Source organism: Chromobacterium sp. ATCC 53434 (assembly GCF_002848345.1).
Classification (GTDB): Bacteria; Pseudomonadota; Gammaproteobacteria; order Burkholderiales; family Chromobacteriaceae; genus Chromobacterium.
Map to the genome: position 1 here is coordinate 3,053,793 of NZ_CP025429.1, position 19,155 is coordinate 3,072,947.

Here is a 19,155-nt window from a genome sequence, read left to right on the forward strand (position 1 = left end):
CTCAGACCAGCGCCCGCCCGGTCAGCCGCTCCAACTGCCGCAGCGGCGACTTGGCCGGATCGTCCATCTTCTCCAGCGGCAGCCACAGCGTCTGCTCCAGCATGAACTGGCCGGACATCACCGCGTGCGAGGCGTGGTCGGAGAAGCAGATCCAGGCGCCGCCCGGCGCGAACGGCACCGTCTGCTGCGGGCAGCCTTTCTGGTATTCCAGGTCGGCCTTCATCGCGTCGTGCAGGTGCAGCATGATGTGGTCGTAGCCGCTGCGCTTGCGCTTGGTGATCTTCAGCGCCGCCAGCAGCGCGGCCGAACCGGGCCACTGCGCCGGCACCCGCGGCAGCATTTTCCTGGCCATGTCCTCGAACGGCTCGCCGACGCGCCACACGCGCGGCTCGCCGGCCGGATTGATGTTGCAGAACACGCGCAGGATGCGCTCGCCGTAGGTTGGGCGCGACGGGAAGGCGTCGACGTGCAGCCGGCTGTCGTCCTTGCGCCACGAGGTCTTGCGATCCTCCACCCTGACCAGGCGCAGGCTGGTCGGCGCGGCGCGGGTCCGGCCCTGGTATTCCGGCAGCACGCGGGCCAGCAGATCGGCCGCCGAGCGCTGGTAGCGCGAGATCAGCGCGCGCACCGCCTGCTGGGTGTCGTCGCCGCCCAGCACGCCGTGCAGCGCGCCGTTGTCCGGCTCCAGGCTGATGTTCTTGCGCTTGGGATCGGCGATGGCCGGGGTCAGCAGCGCCTGCTCGGCGGCGTCGAGGACAAAGCCGAAATCGGGCACGTGCAGCACGGCGCCCGCCTCCAATTCCTTCACCAGTCCCTGCTCTCCGCCTTTGACGCCGACGATACGCTCACCCATGATTTTTAGCCTTTTCTGAATCTGCCCATGCCCGAAAATATCGCGGCGCGATCGCTTGCGCGCATCCCGCCGCCCAGGCCGCAAGGGTACACCAAAGCCGCGCGCCGGGCATCCGCCCCGCCGGCGCGATGCAGCAGCGCCTTGATTTGCATCAGAAAACCCGCTCGCGCCGCCGCCAGGCAAGCCCCTGCGGAGACAAGGGAGATTGAGGCCAATAAACAATTGTTTATGCTGACTTTTTTCTGGCGATCCGGCATAATAGCCGGCTGCCTGAATTCGACGTGAACGCATGACTACTCCGCAAGCCGCCGCCAAGCCAATCGATTCCTACCGCAAGTACTGGGCCAGCCGTTTCGGCACCGCCCCGTTCCTGCCGATGACCCGCGCCGAAATGGACCAGCTGGGCTGGGACACCTGCGACATCATCCTGGTCACCGGGGATTGCTATATCGACCATCCGAGCTTCGGCATGGCCCTGGTCGGCCGCTTGCTGGAAGCCCAGGGCTTCCGCGTCGGCATCATCGCCCAGCCAGACTGGCACAGCGCGGACGCCTTCCGCGAACTGGGCAAACCGAATCTGTTCTTCGGCGTCACCGCCGGCAATATGGATTCGATGATCAACCGCTACACCGCCGACCGCCGCGCGCGCTCCGATGACGCCTACACGCCGAACGCCGAGCCAAACAAGCGTCCGGACCGCGCCGTCACCGTCTACGCCCAGCGCTGCCGCGAAGCCTATCCCGGCATCGGCGTGATGATAGGCTCGATCGAGGCCAGCTTGCGCCGCATCGCCCACTTCGACTACTGGAGCGACAAGGTGCGCCCGTCGGTGCTGGTCAACTCCAAGGCCGACATCCTGCTGTACGGCAACGCCGAGCGCGCGCTGGTGGAAATCGCCCACCGCGCCTCGCGCGGCGAGAAGCTGTCCGAGATGCGCGACATCCGCGGCACCGCCTTCATCGTGCCGCACGGCTGGCGGCCGGACGACGAATGGCAGGAGATGGACTCCAGCGTGGTGGACATCCCGGGCCGCGTCGATCCGCACCTGAACCCCTACCAGGAAATCCCGGAGCAGGCGGCCGAGGCCACCAAGGACATCGACCCGTCCAAGCCGCAGGTGATCCGCATCGAATCGCGCGAGGAACGCCTGGCCAAGCGCCGCGCCGAGCGCGCCAAGACCGTGATCCGCATCCCGGCCTACGAGGCCGTCGCCCACGATCCGGTGCTGTACGCCCACGCCAGCCGCACGCTGCACCTGGAATCCAACCCCGGCAACGCCCGCGCGCTGGTGCAGACGCACGGCGAGCGCGACGTGTGGCTGACCCCGCCGCCGATCCCGCTCACCACCGAGGAAATGGATCTCGTCTACGGCCTGCCGTACGCGCGCAACCCGCACCCGGCCTACGGCGACGCCCACATCCCGGCCTGGGAGATGATCAAGTACTCGGTCAACATCATGCGCGGCTGCTTCGGCGGCTGCACCTTCTGCTCGATCACCGAGCACGAGGGCCGCATCATCCAGAGCCGTTCGGAAGAGTCCATCCTGCACGAGATCGAGGAGATCCGCGACAAGACGCCGGGCTTCACCGGCCACATCTCCGACCTGGGCGGCCCGACGGCGAACATGTATCGCCTCAGCTGCAAAGACCCGAAGATCGAGTCGTCCTGTAGAAAGCTGTCCTGCGTGTTCCCGGACATCTGCGAGAACCTGAACACCGACCACAGCCATCTGATCCAGCTGTACCGCAAGGCGCGCGCGCTGCCGGGCGTCAAGAAGATCAACATCCAGTCCGGCCTGCGCTACGACCTGGCCGTGCGCTCGCCCGAGTACATCAAGGAATTGGTGCAGCACCATGTCGGCGGCTATCTGAAGATCGCCCCGGAGCACACCGAGGACGGCCCGCTGTCCAAGATGATGAAGCCGGGCATGGGCGCCTACGACAAGTTCAAGGAGCTGTTCGAGCGCTTCAGCCGCCAGGCCGGCAAGGAACAGTACCTGATCCCCTACTTCATCGCCGCCCACCCGGGCACCAGCGACGAGGACATGATGAATCTGGCGCTGTGGCTGAAGAAGAACAACTTCCGCCTGGACCAGGTGCAGACCTTCACGCCGACGCCGATGGCGATGGCCACGACGATGTGGCACACGCGCCGCAATCCGCTGAAGCGCCTGTCGCGCAGCTCGGAAAAGGTGGACGTGGTGCGCGACGGCTACCGCCGCAAGCTGCACAAGGCCTTCCTGCGCTACCACCATCCGGACAACTGGCAGATCATCCACGACGCGCTGATCCAGATGGGCCGCAGCGACCTGATCGGCCACAGCAAGCACTGCCTGATTCCGCCGACGCCGCCGGGCGACAAGGCCGCCGCGGTGCGCCACAAGATGGGCGCGCCGATGAACCGCGGCAAGGCCACCGGCACCCGCCAGGCGCCGCAGGGCCAGCGCGGCAAGCCGGCGGCCGTCGGCGCGCGCGGCCAGGGCGGCCAGGGCGGCAAGGCCCCGGCCGGACGCGGCCCGGCCAAGCCGGGCAACAAGAGCGGCCGCAGCCGCTGAGTCAGCCAAGACGCCGCCTCCCGAGGCGGCGTTTTTTTCGTCGGCATCAAATCATGCCATCAGGCTAGCCCTGGCGCCGGCCAAGGCACACAATACAGCCAGCGACAACCGCAACCGCCAAGAACGAGACCCGTCATCATGCGCATCGCCTTCGACCATAGCTACGCCCGCGAACTGCCCGGCGCCTGGGAAGCCACCCAGGCCGACACGCCGCCGGCGCCGGAACTGCTGTACTGGAACGCCGAACTGGCCGACAAGCTGGGCCTGGACGCCAGCCAGACCGGCGAGGCCGAACTGGCGCGGCTGTTCTCCGGCGCCGAGCTGCCCGCCGGCGCGCAGCCCATCGCCCAGGCCTATGCCGGCCACCAGTTCGGCGGCCTGTCGCCGTCGCTGGGCGACGGCCGCGCGCTGCTGCTGGGCGAGGTGACGGACCGCGACGGCGCCCGCCGCGACATCGCCTTCAAGGGCAGCGGCCCGACGCCGTTCTCGCGCCGCGGCGACGGCAAGGCGGCCGTCGGCCCGATGCTGCGCGAGCTGATCATAGGCGAGGCGATGCAGGCGCTGGGCATCCCGACCACCCGCGCGCTGGCGGTGGTGGCCACCGGCGAGCCGGTCTACCGCGAGCGGCCGCAGCGCGGCGCGGTGCTGACCCGCGTCGCCGCCAGCCATCTGCGCGTCGGCACCTTCCAGTACTTCGCCATCCGCGGCGAGGCCGAGATGCTGCAAAAGCTGGCCGACTACACCATCGCCCGCCACTACCCGGAACTGGCCGGCCGCGACGACCGCCATCTGGCGCTGCTGGAGGCCGTGTCGGAACGCCAGGCGGCGCTGATCGCCCGCTGGATGCACGCCGGCTTCATCCACGGCGTGATGAACACCGACAATATGGCGCTGTCCGGCGAAACGATAGACTACGGCCCCTGCGCCTTCATGGACGCCCACCATCCGGACACCGTGTTCAGCTCCATCGACCACCAGGGCCGCTACGCCTACGGCAACCAACCGGCCATCGCCCAGTGGAATCTGGCCCGCCTCGCCGAAACGCTGCTGCCGCTGATCGCGCCGGACGAGCCGGCCTCGGCTGTGCCGGCCGCCACCGCCGTCATCGAGGGCTTCGCCGAACACTACCACGAGCACTGGCTGGCCCAGGCCCGCGTCAAGCTGGGCCTGAACGACGCCCAGAACGGGGACGAGGCGCTGGCCAAGGACTGGCTGACGCTGCTGGCGGCCCAGGGGGTGGACCACACGCTGGCCTGGCGCCATCTGGCCGACGCCGCCGAAGGCCGGCGCGAGCCGCTGGCCGCGCTGTTCCCGGCGCCGCAGGAGCTGGAGGCGTGGCTGAAGCCATGGCTGGCCAGGCTGGCGCCCCGCACCCGTCGCCCGGCCGACATCGCCGCGGCGATGCGCCGCGCCAGCCCGCTCTACATCCCGCGCAACCACCTGGTGGAAGAGGCGCTGCAGGCCGCCGCCGAACGCGGCGACATGGCGCCGACGCTGGCGCTGCTGGACGCGCTGCGCCGGCCGTTCGACGAGCGCGACGATCTGGCGCGCTACGCGCAGCCGGCGGCGCCGGAAGTGGCCGAGGGATACAGGACGTTTTGCGGGACCTGAACCGTCGCCGCGCAGGAAGGACGCATATGAATTCAGACTACCAGTTCCATCACATGGGCATCCCCACCACGGAGCCCAAGCCCAACGAGCGCTACAGCGCCAAGTACCGGATGTACACCGCCGACGCCGACAGCGGGGATTTCCGCATCCAGTGGCACCGCTTCGAGCCCGGCTGTCCGCTGCATCCGCTGATCCAGACGCTGCCGCATCCGGCGTTCAAGGTGCCCGACCTGGCCCGCGCCATCGAAGGCAGGACGGTGCTGCTGGGACCGTATGAACCGCTGCCGGACTACCGCGTCGCCATCATAGAGGAAGGCGGCGTGCCGATAGAATTCATCGAGACCGCGCTCAGCGACGAGGAAATCTGGGGACGCGCCAAGCAGGGGCCGTCCGAGCTCTATTCCGGCGACTGAAGCGCCCCGCCCTTTCCATCCCGGCCGCGGCGCTTGCGGCCGCCGGACACCAGCATTCGGGGAACAAGCATGCCGTCGTTCACGCTACGCCGAGCCGATAAGGACGACGAGCCGCTGGCCTTTCGGATTTTTTCGACCGCGATGCGCGAATACGTCGAACGGACCTGGGGCTGGGATGAAGTCCGTCAACGCCAGGGCCACCGAGCCGACTTCAGGCCGGACCTGCACAGCATCGTGCTGGTCGACGGCCAGGCCGCCGGCGTGATCAGCGTAGAGGAACACCCCGGCCACCTGCAATTGCTCAAGCTCTATCTATTGCCGGCATTCTGCGGGCAGGGCCTGGGTTCGCGGCTGCTGCTCGCCGTCATCGCGCAGGGCCAGGCCGCCGGCAAGCCCGTCCATTTGCGCGTGCTGCGGGCGAACGGGCCGGCCCAGGCCTTCTACGCCGGGCACGGCTTCCTGGTCGTCGATGAAACGCCGGAGAGGATCTTTATGCGGCATCAGGCAGCCAACTGAGTTCCACCGCCCTCAAGCCGGGTCCAGCCGCTTTTCCATCACATAGTCATCCATCACGAAGCCGTTGCCGATGTCGGCCACCACTTCCTCCCGCACGGAGAAGCCGCGCTTCTCATACACGGCGATGGCGCCGGCGTTGTAGCGGTTGACGGTCAGCATCAGCGTGTCGCAGCCGCCGGCGCGGGCGGCGGCCTCCACTTCGGCCATCATCCGGCCGCCCAGGCCCTGGCCCCGCCGCGCCTCCAATAGATACAGCTGCTCCAGCTTCATCTCGCCGGGCTGCGGGCTCAGCGCATAGCTGCAATAGCCGCACAGCCCGCCGTCCACCCGCAGCAGCCGGAACCAGCGATCCGGCGCGCCCAGATAGCGGCCCAGCTTTTCCGACGTGTAGCGGCCGGCCAGCATGTAGGCGATCTGCTCGCGCGAGATCATGTCGATGAAGTGCCGGTGCCAGATCGCGCCGGCCAGTTCGGCCACGGCGGCGAAGTCGTCCGGGCCCAGGCTGTCGAAACGTATCGTTGCGCTCACGTCGCTCTCCCCTATCGGCCCGCAGGCAAAGGCAGTCCATTTATTGTGGAAACCCCGGGCCGCGACGTCCAGCTGGCCGGACGGAGATTGCAAAAGCACCGCCGTCGGCGCATAAAGACAAGATATTCCACCCAAGTCACGACCATCGTCCTAGCCGTCTCGGAGCGCTAATGGCCGCCACCCTGCAACTGTCGCAGCTGATCAGCGCGCTCAGCTACGCGCTGGACATCACCGAGGGCCAGCCGGAGGGACATTGCGTGCGCAGCTGCTGGATAGGCATGCGCATCGGCCGCGCCATCGGGCTGGAAGCGCAGGCGCTGTGGGATCTTTACTACACCATCCTGCTGAAGGATCTCGGCTGCAGCAGCAACGCCGCCCGCATCAGCGAGCTGTATCTGGCCGACGACCGCCGCTTCAAGCAGGATTTCAAGCTGGTGGGCCCGGGCCTGCCGCAGGTGCTGGGTTTCGTGTTTTCCAGCACCGGCACCCATGCCGGGGGCTGGCGACGGCGCGCCGAGTCCATCCTGAACGTGCTGCGCAACGGCAAGGAAATCGCAGACGAGTTGATCCACACCCGTTGCCACCGCGGCGCCGACATCGCCCGCCAACTGCGCTTCAATGAAAACGTCGCCTGCGGCATCCAGAGCCTGGACGAGCACTGGGACGGTTCGGGCCGGCCGCTGGGCCTCAGCGGCGACGCCATTCCGCTGAACGCCCGCATCGCGCTCCTGGCCCAGGTGGCGGACGTGTTTCACGCCACCCACGACCGGCACGCCGCGCGCGAGCAGGCGCGCCTGCGCGCCGGCTGCTGGTTCGATCCGGCGCTGACGCAGGCCTTTCTGGACGCGGCCGACGACGAGGCTTTCTGGCGGCAGCTGGAGGCCGACGACGTCGAGCAGGCGGTGCTGGCGCTGGAGCCGGCCCAGTGCGCGGTGCCGCTGGACGAGGATTACATGGATCAGATCGCCGAGGGCTTCGGCCTGGTCGTCGACTCCAAGAGCCCGTTCACCGCCGGCCACAGCCAGCGCGTCGGCTACTACACCGACCGCATCGCCATGCGGATGGGCGTCGATCCGGCGCGCCGCCGCTGGCTGCGCCGCGCCGCGCTGTTGCACGACGTCGGCAAGCTGGGCGTCAGCAACACCATACTGGACAAACCCGGCCCGCTGAACGCCCGCGAGTGGGAGGCGGTGAAGCTGCACGCCAGCTACACCGAGGCGATCCTGGGCCGGATCTCGTCATTCGCCGAGCTGGCCTGCGTCGCCGGCGCCCACCACGAGCGGCTGGACGGCCAGGGCTATCCGCGCGGCCTGTCGGCCGAGTCCATCACGATGGAAACCCGCATCATCACCACCGCCGACATTTTCGACGCCATCCACGCCGAACGCCCCTATCATCCGCCGACCCCGGTCTCGCAGACGCTGGAACTGATGCGCCGCAGCCTGGGATGGGCGATAGACCCGGCCTGTTTCGCGGCGCTGGAACATGTGCTGGATGTCGAGAGCGCCGCGGAATGACGCCCGCCCGGCTTCAGGCGAAGTCGTTGATGCGCGCGGGCGCCAGTTGCAGCGCCGGCTGCGCGCCCGGATGGCTGCCGCGCCAGGCCTGGTAGTCCTTCCAGGCCTGGTCCAGCCGCTGGCTGACCCTGGCGTCCCCGTCCACCGGCGTCAACTCCACCCCCATGCGCTGCAAGGTGCGGAAAATCCCGTCCACGTCCTGCCGGCCGCGGAAGCCCGGTTGCGCGTCGTCGCTGTTGCGCGCGCCCTTCTGCTCGACCTGGGCCCAGGCGTTGAAGGCCGCCAGGTCGCCGGCCTGCTGCAAGCCGTTTCCGGCCACCGCGCTGACGCCGTCGTCGTCCTGCAAGGCCTGGTGCAGGCCGGCCAGCCGGTCCAGCACCGCCTGGGCCTGCTTGTCGTTGCGGGTACGCCCGGCGACATTCGCCAGATCGGCCATGCCCAGCGGCGTCCGGTACTGCGGCTTCAGGCCGTGCCGCTGCGCGTCGGCCAGCGACTCCAGATCGCGGCGGTAGTAGTTCATCGGGTCCACCATGCCGCGCTCGGTCAAGGGCAGCAAGGAATCGGCATCGTCCTGCGACAGCGCGCCATTGGCCTGCAGCAGCTTGCCCAATTGCTTCAGCTGGTCCATCGAGGCATTGGCGACATCGACGCCCTTCAGCACTTGCAGCATCGGCAGGCTCATGCCGTACTGCGCCTCCAGCTGGAAACGCTGGTTCAGCGCGTCGGCCTGCCGTCGCGGGCTCGCCGGCGCCTCCGTCCGCGCGGCCGGCGCGGCGCTCGCCTGCGGATCGCCCGGCGGCGTCGCCGGCTTTTCCCGCGGCGCCTGCAAGTCTATCTTCGCCTGCTCGCCGGGATGCTGCGCCTGCCAGGCCTGATAGCTTTTCCAGGCCTGCGCCATGCGGTCCGCGCCGCCGGCCTGGTCCGATTCCGGCGGCAGGCCGACGCCCAGCCGCTGCAGCGTATTCATCACCGCGTCCACCGTGTCCTGATCGAACGACGGCGCCGGCCCGTCCGGCTGCCGCTGGCCTTGCTGCCGCGACCAGTCGTTGAAGCGCTTGACGTCGGCCGCCTGGCTCATGCCGCCATCGGCGGCCGCCTGCACGCTGTCGTCCTCCTGCAGCGCGTCGTGCAGGCCGGCCAGGCGGTTCAGCATCTCCTGCACCCGCGCATTGCCTTGCAGGATGAAATCATAGGACTTCATCGTGACCTCGCCAGCCTTGATCTCGGCCATCGCCTGGTCGCGGCGCTTGGCGAAGATTTCCAGCGCATTGCTGTCGCCGGCGGTTTTCCAGCCCTTGGCCTCGATGTCGCCGCGTATCCCGGCGGAGACATCGCCGTCCATTTCGCCCCGCGCCTGCATCAGGTCGCTGAGCACGGCCAGATCCTTGCCCGACATATTGCGCACATCGTACTGCTTCAGCAGCTGCAGCGTTTGCATGCTCATGCCGTAACGCGACTCGGGAGAGCCCACCTCCCTCCCCTTGTTGTCCAGCAACGGCGCCGCGCCGCTGGGACCGGCCGGCGCGGGCGCCGCCACCCGGACCGTCGCGGCCGCCGGCTGCCATGCCGCTTGCGGCCGGTAGGCGATGGAGAATCCGTCGTTCACGGCCATACTGTGCTCCCTGTATACTATCCACCTGCTCGATATCGGCTCATGTCATGAAATATTTAGTCAAAATATTCCAAAAATGTGATTAACAATCCGGCAAAGCCGCCGCATCAGGCAATCTTGCGCCTCTCCCTTCCGCCCATCACGCTTTCGTCCATACTACGCACATGCACTTCATCTTCGATATCGACGGCACGATCTGCTTCAACGGCCACAGCATCAGCCCGGCCATACAGGACGCGCTGTCCCAGCTGGAAGACCACGGCCATCAGATAGGCTTCGCCTCCGCCCGCCCCTACCGCGACATACTGCACCTGCTGGACGAGCGCTTCCACGACCGCCTGTTCGTCGGCTCCAACGGCGCGATGATCTGGCACCGGGGCGCGCTGGCCGACATCGTTCCGCTGCCGGACGACACGCTGGCGCAGCTGTTCGAGCTGGCCGAACGCCACCGCGCCTCCTGCCTGGTGGATTTGGACTGGCACTACCATTACAGCGGCGACCCGGCGCATCCGTTCATGCAGCTGGTGGACCCGCAGCGCCGCGCCCGCCACGTCGGCCGCGACGAGATCCGCCAGCCGGTCAAGATGCTGGTCACCGAGTGCGCCGACGGCGAGGCGCTGCAGCAGGACCTGGACCGCCGCGCCGACATCAACATCCATCACCATTCCGACCAGCAGATCGTCGACATCACCGCCGCCGGCGTCGACAAGATGAGCGCGCTGTCCCGCCACGGCATCGCCGCCGCGGAGCTGGTCTGCTTCGGCAACGACAGCAATGACTTGTCGATGTTCGCCGCCGCCGGCCACTCGGTGCTGATCGGCGGCCACCCGCAGTTGCTGCCGCACGCGACCGAGCGCATAGAACGCGACGACGGCACCGAACAGACGCTGATCGCGGCGCTGGACCGGCTGGGCCGGCGCTTTGCCGCCGGCTAGCCGTCGCGCAGCGCCCCCAGGCAGGCCGCCGTCGCCAGCGACATCCCGGCCAACTGCAGCGGGGTCGGCGTCTGGCCCAGCAGCCAGGCGCCGGCCAGCACCGCGATGGCCGGCTCCAGGCTCATCAGGACGCTGAAGGAAAAAGCCGGCATCCTCCTCAAGGCCTCGAGCTCCAGCAGATAAGGCAGGGCCGGCATCAGCAGCGACAGCCCGGCCAAGCGCAGCAGCGCCGTCGGTTGCGGCCACGCGCCTCCATCCAGCCAGACCCAGGGGGCCGCCGCCAGCGCGGCCACCGGCAAGGCCAGGGCCACGCCGTCGCCTCCCCCGCCTGTCCGCCCCGCCCGCCTGAGCAAGACGATGTACGCGGCCCAGCACGCGGCCGACAGCGCCGCCCAGGCCAGGCCGGCCGCATCGGCGACCCAGCGCTCCCCGTGGCGGGACAGCGCCAGGATGCCGATCAGCGCCAGCAGCGGCCACCGCCAGCGCCGCCCATCCTCCCGCCAGGCCAGCAGCAGCGGCCCGAGCAGATTGACGGCCACCGTCAAACCCTGCGGCAACGTGCGCAGGGCCGCGAAGAATCCCAGCAACATGCCGGCCATCGCGAGGCCCAGCAGCACCAGCGCCGGCTCCCGCCTCAAGGCCGGCAGCAGCGAAGGCCGCCGCCACAGCAGCAGGATCAGCGCGGCGAAGGCCAGTCGCAAGGCGGTGGCCCGAAACACGCCGATGCTCTGCGCGACCGGCATCGACAGCGACGCGCCGAACTGGACGCAGCACATCGACGACAGCGCCAGCCCGGCCCCGGCAAGCGTCCCGCCGGCGCCGCGCCGCCGGCCGTCGGCGTCAATAGGTGACGAACTCACCGCGCAGCTTCCGCTTCATCCGCCGGTGCGCCTCGGCCCACTCCTCCGACATGCCGTCTCCGCCGCGATGAACCAGGGCCGCGCCGCGCAGCTCCGCCTGCGCCCGGCCGATCACCGCGTCGATGTCGCGGCCGTTCCGCTCGATCAGCCGCAGCAACACCGGCACATGGCGCATGTCGTCGCTGACCAGGCCGATGGCCGCCGCGCGCGCCGCATCGGGCCCGTTGACGCCTATCGACCAAGGCGCGCGGCGCAGCATCGCCGCGTCGTTGGCGCCGTCGCCCATCGTCACCAGCCTGTCCAGGCCGCCGGCGCGGCGCGCCAGACCCAGCGCCAGCGCGGCCTTGGCCCGGTCCCCCACCATGGCGCAGGCCTCGACGATGCGGCCCAGCATGGTGGCGGCGACACGGCCCGCCCGCTCGCCGCGGGAATAGGAAATGCCCAGCTCCTCCCGGTAGAAGCGCTGAAAACGCCGCCGCAACAGCTTTCTGCCGGCATCGGAAAAGTGCCGCCGCCGCATCCCGCCATCCAGCCACAGCTCCGAGTGCCGGTCTATCAGCAGGCAGGCATCGTCCAGATAGGTCCGCACCAGATCGGTTTCGGCCTCCCATCGCCCGTGCCGGCGCAGCATCGCCTCGGCCTCGGCCAGCGGAAACGGAGAGCCCAGCACCCTGCCCGCCTCCAGCCAGCCGCAGGCCAGAACCCGGGCCCGGTACGGCTGCTGCGGCGCGGTGGTGATGCCGGCCAGCTGCCAGCCCATCGCGGCCAGCTGCTCCGCCATGGCAGCCGCGCCGGGCGTCTCCGCCGAGCGCAAGGCCAACTGCTCCAGATAGCGGTAGTCGGCGCCGGCCGCCAGCAGCAAAGGCAGGGCGAAGATGGTATCGCTGCCCTCCTGCGCCAGCGTATAGCCCCCCGCCGGCGGCGGCGACGCCGCTCCGCCGTCGGGCCGCATCAGCGGCCGGGTATCGGCGCGGAAGGCGGCGTAGCCTTCGCCGTACAGTATCTGGCCGTAGGACGGCACGGCGTCCGTCGCGCCGGTCGCCGGTTTCAGGCAGGTCGACAGCGCCTCGGCGATGAAGTCCCCGAGGAACAGCGGCCCCTCGACATCGCTGGCCAGCAACCAGCCTCCGGGCCGGATGCCGGCCCGGCTCAAGCGCTCGCGCAAGTTGCCGCCGGTCGGCAGCCCCGCCATATCGTCTCGCATGATTCCACCTCTCTTCGGCCGCGATGGCCAAAAGCCGCGCGCGATCCTTGATGGCGAACGCCCGCGTCGCCGCCGGGCGCCGCGCACGAAGACGCCCGGCCGCGCGAAACCAGAAATCGCGAAGTGGCTTAGGGTATAGAGACGTTCGCCACCGCTGACAACGGGATGCGGTTTGTCCTTAGCGCCGACGTTAAAGTCTTTCTGCGGGCGTCTAAGCGCGCGCCCCCCGATGTATACTGAAGGCATAAGTCCAAACAGCGACCGCCGCCATGATCCTCGTACACACCCCGAATCCCAAGGAAGTCTCGGCCTATCTCGAACTATTCCGCGCCGCGCTGCCGGAGCGGCACTTCACCAGTCTGGAGCAAGCCGAGCTGGCCGATGTCCGCCATCTGGTCGCCTGGGGTCTGCCGGACGGCCTGTTGGCCCGCCTGCCGCGGCTGGAATCGTTGTTCGCGCTCGGCGCCGGCGTCGACAAGCTGCTGTCCCGTCCCGACCTGCCGCCGGGCCTGCCGGTCTATCGGCTGCTGGACGGCGGCATGGCCGCCCAGATGACCGAATACATCCGCTACGGCGTGCTCGGCTATCAGCGCAATATGGACATCTACCGCCGCCAGCAGGCGGCCGGCCAGTGGCGGATGCTGGCGCCGCGGCTGCCGGCCGACGTCAGCGTCGGCATACTGGGCCTGGGCGAGATAGGCGCGGCCGCTGCCAGGGCGCTGGTCCACGACGGCTACCGCGTCAGCGGCTGGAGCCGCAGCCCCAAGCACCTGCACCACGTGCACAGCCTGCATGGCGAATCCGGCCTGGACAAACTGCTGGAAACCAGCGACGTGGTGGCCTGCGTGCTGCCGTCGACGCCGCAGACCCGTGGCCTCTTGAACGGCGAGAAGCTGTCGCTGATGCGGCCGGGCGCCATGCTGATCAACGCCGGCCGCGGCGATCTTCTCGACCAGGACGCGCTGCTGGCGCTGCTGGGCAACGGCCACATCCGCTGCGCGCAACTGGACGTGTTCGCCGAGGAGCCGCTGCCGGCCAGCCATCCGCTATGGCGCCACCCGGCGGTGGCCGTCACGCCGCACATCGCCGCCATCACGCTGCGGCAGCAGGCGGTGGAACAGATCGCCGCCGGCCTGCGCCGACTGGCCGAAGGCGGCGAGGCCGAGGGCCGCGTCGAGCGCGCCCAGGGATATTGAAACGACGGACCACGACCGCGCGCGACCGGAGTATGCTGTCGACATGGCGGCGCGGACGGCCGCGTCCGCCGATCATCCGGAGAGCGCAATGAACGACAGACCGCCGAATGTGGTCAACGCCGACGCGGTGAAGGAAACCGTCTACCGCGACGGAGAGCACTGGGGCGGCAGCTACAAGCCGCTGACCCCGGTGATGGAACAGCAGAAAGGCCGGCTGGGCATGAATCTGAGCCGCCTGCCGCCGGGGCACTCCGGCTGTCCCTTCCACAGCCACGCGCTGGAGGACGAGATTTTCTACATCCTGTCCGGCCGCGGCGTGTTCCGCTACGGCGACGACATCTGCGAAGTCGGCCCCGGCGACTGCCTGTCCTGTCCGGCCGGCACCGGCATCGCCCATCAGCTGGCCAATCCCTTCGACGAAGAACTGGTCTATCTCGCCGCGGGTCCGAACAATCCCAATGAAGTGTGCCGCTACCCGGACAGCGGCAAGGTGATGGTGCGCAGCCTGCACCAGGTCGGCTATCTGCGCGAGGCCCCGTATATGGATGGCGAATCGGATCCGCCCAGGATCTTCGAGCTGCTGCGGCGGCAGGCCTCGTCCTGAGCCGCGCCGGGCCAAGCCCCCTGACCTTTTGAACAGAGCCGGCCCTCAGCCGGCGCCGCCGGCTTGCCGGCCAAAACATCGCTGACATAATATGGCAGCCAACCCGTCCGGGCCACCAGGCGCCGGACGTCCACCCACACCCAACCGTCCCGACCCGCTCCATGGACTCTCTTCGCCGCCTCTCCGCCGCCGCCGATCGCCGCTGCTGGCGCTGGCTGCCCTTGCTGCTGTTACCGCTGTCGGCCGCGCAGGCGCTGCCGCAAGCCGCCGACCAGCCGGCGACGCTGACAATCAGCGGCCGCATCTCCCGCTTCACCGACGCGGCGCGCAAGGTCTACGTGCTGGACCGGGCCTCGCTGGACCGCCTGCCTCAGCGCGACATCGTCACCGCGACCGACTGGACGCCGCTGGGCACCTTCCGCGGCCCCTTGCTGCGCGACCTGCTGACGCTGGTCGGCGCCCACGGCAGCCAGGTGAAGTTCTACGGCGAGGACGACTACAACATCACGATTCCGCTGTCCGACTTTTCCCGCTACGACGCCATACTGGCCAGCGGCTGGAACGGCCGCTCGCTGCGGCTGGAAGACTACGGTCCGTTCTGGGTGATGTATCCGCTGCCGCGGATGTCGGCCGCCGAAACCGGCGGCACCTTCCCGTCCAAGCTGATCTGGCAGGTCACCAGGATGGAGGTCAGATGAGCTGGTCCGGCCGCCTGGCCCCGCGCAATCTGGGCGCGCCCGAGCGCGCCTTCCTGGCGCTGTCGCTGGTGGCCACGCTGCTGATTTCCTGGACCCTGTACGCGGCGGTGATCAAACGCCCGATTCCGGACAAGGCGTCCGATCTCTATTGGATGGTCGCGCAGACCCAGTTGGCGCTGAACCGGGTGGAGCTGGACGCCTGGCGCTACCGCGCCGGCCAGATTCCGCGCCGGGAGGTGGACAAGAGCTACGCGATAGCGGTCAGCCGTTACCGGATGTATTCGCGGCCGTCGTACGCCAACGCGACGCTGGCGCAAATCGACGGCTTCGCCGCGCTGCGGACCGCGCTGACCGGCTTCTTCGAGGCGCCGCCGCGCGCCTGGAGCCAGCAGGACGCGCAGCAGGCCTCGCGCGACATCGCCGCGCTGCGCCCGCTGCTGGCCGACTTCGGCGTCAAGGCGCGCCAGCGCGAAAACAGCGATGTGGTGCAGCAGATGCGGATGGTGGAAAAGCATCAGACCATGTATCTGCTGGGCCTGATGTGCTGGCTGGCCTTCCTGTGCATCTTCTGGTTCGTGCTGCACCGCTTCGGCGAGGTCAGGCGCCAGGCCACGCAACAGCGGCAGATACTGGAGCGCGAGCAGGCCGCCCGCGCCGCGCTGGTGCAGAGCGAGCTGGCGCGCGACACCTTCCTCGCCACCATCAGCCACGAAATCCGTTCGCCGCTGCAAAGCATACAGACCTGCGTCGAGCTGCTGGAGTACAGCGTGCCGGCGGACTCCCCCGGCTCCGACTATCTGGCGCGGCTGAAGCTCAGCACCGAGCATCTGCTGGAACAGGTGCGCGACATCATGGACATTTCGGCGCTGAAGAACCACCAGCTGGCGCTGGACCCCGGCGCCACCGACGTCAACGCGCTGATCCAGACGATAGAGCTGGCCCACCGCGGCAACGCCGAGGCCAAGGGCCTGACGCTGACGATGGACTGCCCGGAGCTGCCGGTGCTGTGGCTGGACGGCCACCGCCTGCGGCAGATCGTCTGGAACCTGCTGTCCAACGCGATACGCTATACCGACGCCGGCGGCATCACGCTGACGCTGGGCTACCGCGACCGGCTGCTGGCCATCGAGGTCAGCGACACCGGCGTCGGCCTCTCCGACGAGATCAAGGCCCAGCTGTTCCGCCCGTTCGCGCGCGGCAAGACCCGGCGCCCCGGCAGCAGCGGCCTGGGCCTGGCCATCGTCCACGAACTGGTGACGCTGTTCGGCGGCTATATCCAGGTGGAAAGCGAGGAAGGCGTCGGCAGCCGCTTCAGCCTGCGGCTGCCGGCGCAGCAGGCCTCCGCCCACGAGCGGGACGAGGCCGGACAAGCGCCCGGCCGCATCCTGCTGCTGGACGACGACGAGCACATCCGCGAATCGTACCGCGCCTTGCTGGAAGCCAAGGGCTACCGGGTGGAAACGCTGGCGACGGTGCCGGCGGCGATCGCGAAGGTGCACGCCGAGAACTACGATCTGCTGCTGCTGGACCTGCAGCTCGGCAACGCCAGCGGTTACGAGGTGGCCGAGGCGGCCAGCCGCGCCGACGCCAACCGCAAGACGCCGGTGATAGGCATGACGGCGTTCAAGCACGAGTTCAACGATCCGCGCCAGACCCTGCTGGCCGGCAAGCTGGAAAAACCGTTCAGCTTCGACCAGCTGCAACGGCTGCTGGAGCGCAGCCTGCCTGTGGCCGGCCGACGCCACCGCGCGGCCTGAGCGCCGGCTTCAAGCCTTTTTGCGGCGGCGCAAGCCCATCGGCCCGACACGGGCATTGCGGGCAAAATCAAGATAACGGTATATTCTAATCGGATAAGTGGTTTTACCTAGTCCAATTGGCGCCATACCCGAACAACCGCAGCCCGCAGGGATTGTCATGAATCACTCGCAACCGAAATGGGGACGCCTGAGTACCCGCATCATCGTGGTGGCCGCCATCGCCATCACCGTCGCCTTCGCCGTCATGATCGCCCTGATCGCCCGCCTCAACTACAACTCGGCGCGGGACACCGGCTACCAGCTGGCGTCGGAACAGGCGAACAGCTACGCCAAGGACGCCGAGAGCACGCTGTCGCAGGGCTTTTTGCTGCCGCGCCACCTGGCCGACGTGGTCGAGGGCGCGCGCCGCGGCGGTCGGCCCGACCGCAAGCAGACCGACAACATCATCCAGCAGTTGCTGGACCATTCTCCGCAGTCGATAGGACTGTGGATGCTGTGGGAGCCCGACGCCTTCGACGGCGACGACAACGCCTTCCGCCTGGACTGGCCGCGCCACGACCCCACCGGCCGCTATCAGCCCTACATCACCCGCAACGCGCAGGGCAAGGCGCAGATGGACGTGATGATGTCGGCCGACCGCATCAAGGAATTTCCGAAGTACAAGGACCATTTGCAAAGCTACCAGCCCGACTACGAAAAGCCGGGCTGGGGCGATTTCTACTACGTGCCCAAGCAGCGCGGCCGCGACACCATCACCGAACCGTATCCGTACGAGGTGCAGGGACAGAAGGTGCTGGAGAGCTCGCTGGCGGTGGTGATGAAGGACGGCGCCGGCAAGATGCTGGGCGTGTCCGCCACCGACGTCGCGCTGGACCAGTTGCAGAAGCGCTTCGGCCAGATCCAGCCGGGCGGTTCGGGCTTCATCCGCATCGTCTCCGAGGGCGGGCTCTACGTGGTCAGTCCCAAGGCAGAACAGCTGGGCAAGCCGGTGGCCAAGGAGGACGCGCTGTCCGCCCACCTGGCCGACGTCAAGAAAGGCGAGGACTTCGTCTATGAGGACGGCGGCTTCACCCACTTCTTCCACCCCATCCGCATCGGCGAGACCGGGCAGTTCTGGGCGCTGGGCGTCAGCGTGCCCACCGACGCGCTGACCGCCGACGCCCGCCATGAGATGTTCAGCGCCATCGCCATCGGCGTCGTGGCGCTGGCGCTGATCCTGCTGCTGCTGGCGGCGGTGACCCGGGCGCTGACCCGGCCGCTGAACCGGCTGGCCGACACGATGGAGCAGTTGGCCGGCGGCGGCGGCGACCTGACGGTGCGCATCGCCATCGCCAACCGCGACGAGATAGGCCGCACCGCCCACGCCTTCAACCGCTTGCTGGACAGCCTGCGCGACATGTTCGTCAATGTCCGCGACCAGAGCCGTCAGGTATCGGAAGCGGCGGCCCGGCTCAGCCACTCGGCCGACCGGGTCCGCGACGCCTCGGCCCAGCAGTCCGACGCCGCCACCGCCAGCGCCGCCAGCGTGCAGCAGGTTACCGTCGGCGCGCAGCACATCGCCGACACCGCCCAGCAGGCCGGCGCCATCGCCCGCGATACCGGCTCGATGACCGAGCAGAGCGTGGCCAAGGTGGACCGCGTCACCGCCGAAATCCAGCGGATGACCGACAGCATGCACGCGCTGGCCGAGCGGATGAACGGACTGGGCGAGCGCTCCGCCGAGGTGACCACCATCGTCGGGGTGATCAAGGACATCGCCGACCAGACCAATCTGTTGGCGCTGAACGCGGCGATAGAGGCGGCGCGCGCCGGCGAGCTGGGCCGCGGCTTCGCCGTGGTGGCCGACGAGGTGCGCAATCTGGCCGGCCGCACCGCCGAGGCGACGGTGCAGATCACCCGCATCGTAGAGGCGATAGGCAGCGAAACCGACATGGCGGTCCGCGACGTCCGCGACAGCAGCGCCCAGGTCGATCTGAGCGTCGGCATCGCCGCCGAGGCCAACCAGGCGATGCGCGAGGTGCAGGACTACAACCGCCAGCTGGCGACCAGCATCGTCGACATCGCCGCCGCCACCCGCGAGCAGTCCAGCGCCAGCCAGGAGATCGCGCAGAACGTCGAGCGCATCAGCGGCATGGCGCAGGGCAACGACCAGACGGTGCGCGAGGTCAGCGAATCGGTGGGCCGGCTGCGCGAACTGGCCGGCGAGCTGGAGCGGCTGGTCGGCCACTTCAAGCTGTAGGCGTCTTCGGCGTCCTCTCCTCCAGGCCCGGCCCCGCCGGGCCTTTTCTATTGACGCT

At 68.8% G+C, this 19,155-nt stretch carries 17 protein-coding genes; 11 read left to right on the forward strand and 6 right to left on the reverse strand.

Features of this window, described 5'->3' with window-relative positions:
- Position 1: 1 nt before the first annotated feature.
- Together CXB49_RS13715 and CXB49_RS23590 are read right to left on the reverse strand one after the other, a co-directional pair.
- A complete protein-coding gene (locus tag CXB49_RS13715) occupies positions 2–853 on the reverse strand; it encodes a Kdo hydroxylase family protein (RefSeq protein WP_101708925.1) in 852 nt (283 codons plus the stop codon).
- Positions 854–858: 5 nt separating this feature from the next.
- On the reverse strand, positions 859–1,110 hold the full coding sequence (locus CXB49_RS23590; protein WP_158300854.1) for a hypothetical protein: 252 nt from the start codon (positions 1,108–1,110) through the stop codon (positions 859–861).
- A gap of 32 nt (positions 1,111–1,142) precedes the next feature.
- Between CXB49_RS23590 and CXB49_RS13720 the strand changes: the two genes are divergently transcribed.
- The 4 genes from CXB49_RS13720 to CXB49_RS13735 all read left to right on the forward strand — a co-directional run bounded on the left by CXB49_RS13720 (position 1,143) and on the right by CXB49_RS13735 (position 5,947).
- Entirely contained in the window at positions 1,143–3,407 is a 2,265-nt protein-coding gene (locus CXB49_RS13720; protein ID WP_101708926.1) for a YgiQ family radical SAM protein, read from the forward strand.
- Between the two features lie 138 nt (positions 3,408–3,545).
- Positions 3,546–5,018, forward strand: coding sequence for a YdiU family protein (locus CXB49_RS13725; protein WP_101708927.1), 1,473 nt, complete (start codon positions 3,546–3,548; stop codon positions 5,016–5,018).
- A 26-nt stretch (positions 5,019–5,044) separates the two neighbouring features.
- Positions 5,045–5,431: a hypothetical protein gene (locus CXB49_RS13730; protein ID WP_101708928.1), complete on the forward strand. Its 387-nt coding sequence runs from the start codon at positions 5,045–5,047 to the stop codon at positions 5,429–5,431.
- 69 nt (positions 5,432–5,500) lie between these two features.
- Positions 5,501–5,947, forward strand: a complete 447-nt coding sequence (locus tag CXB49_RS13735) for a GNAT family N-acetyltransferase (RefSeq protein WP_101708929.1) — start codon at positions 5,501–5,503, stop codon at positions 5,945–5,947.
- A 12-nt stretch (positions 5,948–5,959) separates the two neighbouring features.
- On the opposite strand, the gene CXB49_RS13740 is transcribed toward CXB49_RS13735, so the two are convergent.
- On the reverse strand, positions 5,960–6,475 hold the full coding sequence (locus CXB49_RS13740; protein WP_101708930.1) for a GNAT family N-acetyltransferase: 516 nt from the start codon (positions 6,473–6,475) through the stop codon (positions 5,960–5,962).
- A 170-nt stretch (positions 6,476–6,645) separates the two neighbouring features.
- Between CXB49_RS13740 and CXB49_RS13745 the strand changes: the two genes are divergently transcribed.
- Positions 6,646–7,992 carry an HD-GYP domain-containing protein gene (locus CXB49_RS13745; RefSeq protein ID WP_101708931.1) on the forward strand — a complete coding sequence of 449 codons (1,347 nt, stop codon included), beginning with the start codon at positions 6,646–6,648 and terminating at the stop codon, positions 7,990–7,992.
- Between the two features lie 13 nt (positions 7,993–8,005).
- Here CXB49_RS13745 and CXB49_RS13750 read toward each other — a convergent pair whose 3' ends face one another.
- Positions 8,006–9,604: a hypothetical protein gene (locus tag CXB49_RS13750; RefSeq protein ID WP_101708932.1), complete on the reverse strand. Its 1,599-nt coding sequence runs from the start codon at positions 9,602–9,604 to the stop codon at positions 8,006–8,008.
- Positions 9,605–9,768: 164 nt separating this feature from the next.
- Here CXB49_RS13750 and CXB49_RS13755 point away from each other — a divergent pair, with 164 nt between their 5' ends.
- On the forward strand, positions 9,769–10,539 hold the full coding sequence (locus tag CXB49_RS13755) for an HAD family hydrolase (RefSeq protein ID WP_101708933.1): 771 nt from the start codon (positions 9,769–9,771) through the stop codon (positions 10,537–10,539).
- Here CXB49_RS13755 and CXB49_RS13760 read toward each other — a convergent pair.
- Positions 10,536–11,399 (reverse strand): EamA family transporter, encoded by an 864-nt coding sequence (locus CXB49_RS13760; RefSeq protein ID WP_158300855.1) that lies wholly within the window; start codon positions 11,397–11,399, stop codon positions 10,536–10,538. The two genes, CXB49_RS13755 and CXB49_RS13760, sit on opposite strands and share 4 nt — an antisense overlap.
- The gene (locus CXB49_RS13765) at positions 11,380–12,603 is read right to left on the reverse strand and encodes a hypothetical protein (protein WP_158300856.1); all 1,224 of its coding nucleotides are present in this window, start codon (positions 12,601–12,603) and stop codon (positions 11,380–11,382) included. The genes CXB49_RS13760 and CXB49_RS13765 overlap by 20 nt, the downstream gene beginning before the upstream one ends.
- A 269-nt stretch (positions 12,604–12,872) precedes the next feature.
- Between CXB49_RS13765 and CXB49_RS13770 the strand changes: the two genes are divergently transcribed.
- The 5 genes from CXB49_RS13770 to CXB49_RS13785 all read left to right on the forward strand — a co-directional run bounded on the left by CXB49_RS13770 (position 12,873) and on the right by CXB49_RS13785 (position 19,097).
- Positions 12,873–13,799, forward strand: coding sequence for a glyoxylate/hydroxypyruvate reductase A (locus CXB49_RS13770; RefSeq protein WP_101708936.1), 927 nt, complete (start codon positions 12,873–12,875; stop codon positions 13,797–13,799).
- A gap of 88 nt (positions 13,800–13,887) precedes the next feature.
- A complete protein-coding gene (locus CXB49_RS13775; RefSeq protein WP_158300857.1) occupies positions 13,888–14,403 on the forward strand; it encodes a cupin domain-containing protein in 516 nt (171 codons plus the stop codon).
- 161 nt (positions 14,404–14,564) lie between these two features.
- Complete coding sequence (locus tag CXB49_RS23595; protein WP_158300858.1) at positions 14,565–15,101, forward strand: molybdopterin-dependent oxidoreductase; 537 nt, start codon at positions 14,565–14,567, stop codon at positions 15,099–15,101.
- Positions 15,098–16,858: a HAMP domain-containing sensor histidine kinase gene (locus CXB49_RS13780; protein ID WP_158300859.1), complete on the forward strand. Its 1,761-nt coding sequence runs from the start codon at positions 15,098–15,100 to the stop codon at positions 16,856–16,858. The genes CXB49_RS23595 and CXB49_RS13780 overlap by 4 nt, the downstream gene beginning before the upstream one ends.
- A gap of 157 nt (positions 16,859–17,015) precedes the next feature.
- A complete protein-coding gene (locus CXB49_RS13785) occupies positions 17,016–19,097 on the forward strand; it encodes a methyl-accepting chemotaxis protein (protein WP_101708939.1) in 2,082 nt (693 codons plus the stop codon).
- The last annotated feature ends 58 nt before the right edge of the window (positions 19,098–19,155 follow it).

Coding starts and splice junctions, on each gene's coding strand:
- CXB49_RS13715 (WP_101708925.1), bottom strand. CDS start 853: ATGGGTGAGCGTATCGTCGGCGTCAAAGGCGGAGAGCAGGGACTGGTG.
- CXB49_RS23590 (WP_158300854.1), bottom strand. CDS start 1,110: ATGCCGGATCGCCAGAAAAAAGTCAGCATAAACAATTGTTTATTGGCC.
- CXB49_RS13720 (WP_101708926.1), top strand. CDS start 1,143: ATGACTACTCCGCAAGCCGCCGCCAAGCCAATCGATTCCTACCGCAAG.
- CXB49_RS13725 (WP_101708927.1), top strand. CDS start 3,546: ATGCGCATCGCCTTCGACCATAGCTACGCCCGCGAACTGCCCGGCGCC.
- CXB49_RS13730 (WP_101708928.1), top strand. CDS start 5,045: ATGAATTCAGACTACCAGTTCCATCACATGGGCATCCCCACCACGGAG.
- CXB49_RS13735 (WP_101708929.1), top strand. CDS start 5,501: ATGCCGTCGTTCACGCTACGCCGAGCCGATAAGGACGACGAGCCGCTG.
- CXB49_RS13745 (WP_101708931.1), top strand. CDS start 6,646: ATGGCCGCCACCCTGCAACTGTCGCAGCTGATCAGCGCGCTCAGCTAC.
- CXB49_RS13750 (WP_101708932.1), bottom strand. CDS start 9,604: ATGGCCGTGAACGACGGATTCTCCATCGCCTACCGGCCGCAAGCGGCA.
- CXB49_RS13755 (WP_101708933.1), top strand. CDS start 9,769: ATGCACTTCATCTTCGATATCGACGGCACGATCTGCTTCAACGGCCAC.
- CXB49_RS13765 (WP_158300856.1), bottom strand. CDS start 12,603: ATGCGAGACGATATGGCGGGGCTGCCGACCGGCGGCAACTTGCGCGAG.
- CXB49_RS13770 (WP_101708936.1), top strand. CDS start 12,873: ATGATCCTCGTACACACCCCGAATCCCAAGGAAGTCTCGGCCTATCTC.
- CXB49_RS13775 (WP_158300857.1), top strand. CDS start 13,888: ATGAACGACAGACCGCCGAATGTGGTCAACGCCGACGCGGTGAAGGAA.
- CXB49_RS23595 (WP_158300858.1), top strand. CDS start 14,565: ATGGACTCTCTTCGCCGCCTCTCCGCCGCCGCCGATCGCCGCTGCTGG.
- CXB49_RS13780 (WP_158300859.1), top strand. CDS start 15,098: ATGAGCTGGTCCGGCCGCCTGGCCCCGCGCAATCTGGGCGCGCCCGAG.
- CXB49_RS13785 (WP_101708939.1), top strand. CDS start 17,016: ATGAATCACTCGCAACCGAAATGGGGACGCCTGAGTACCCGCATCATC.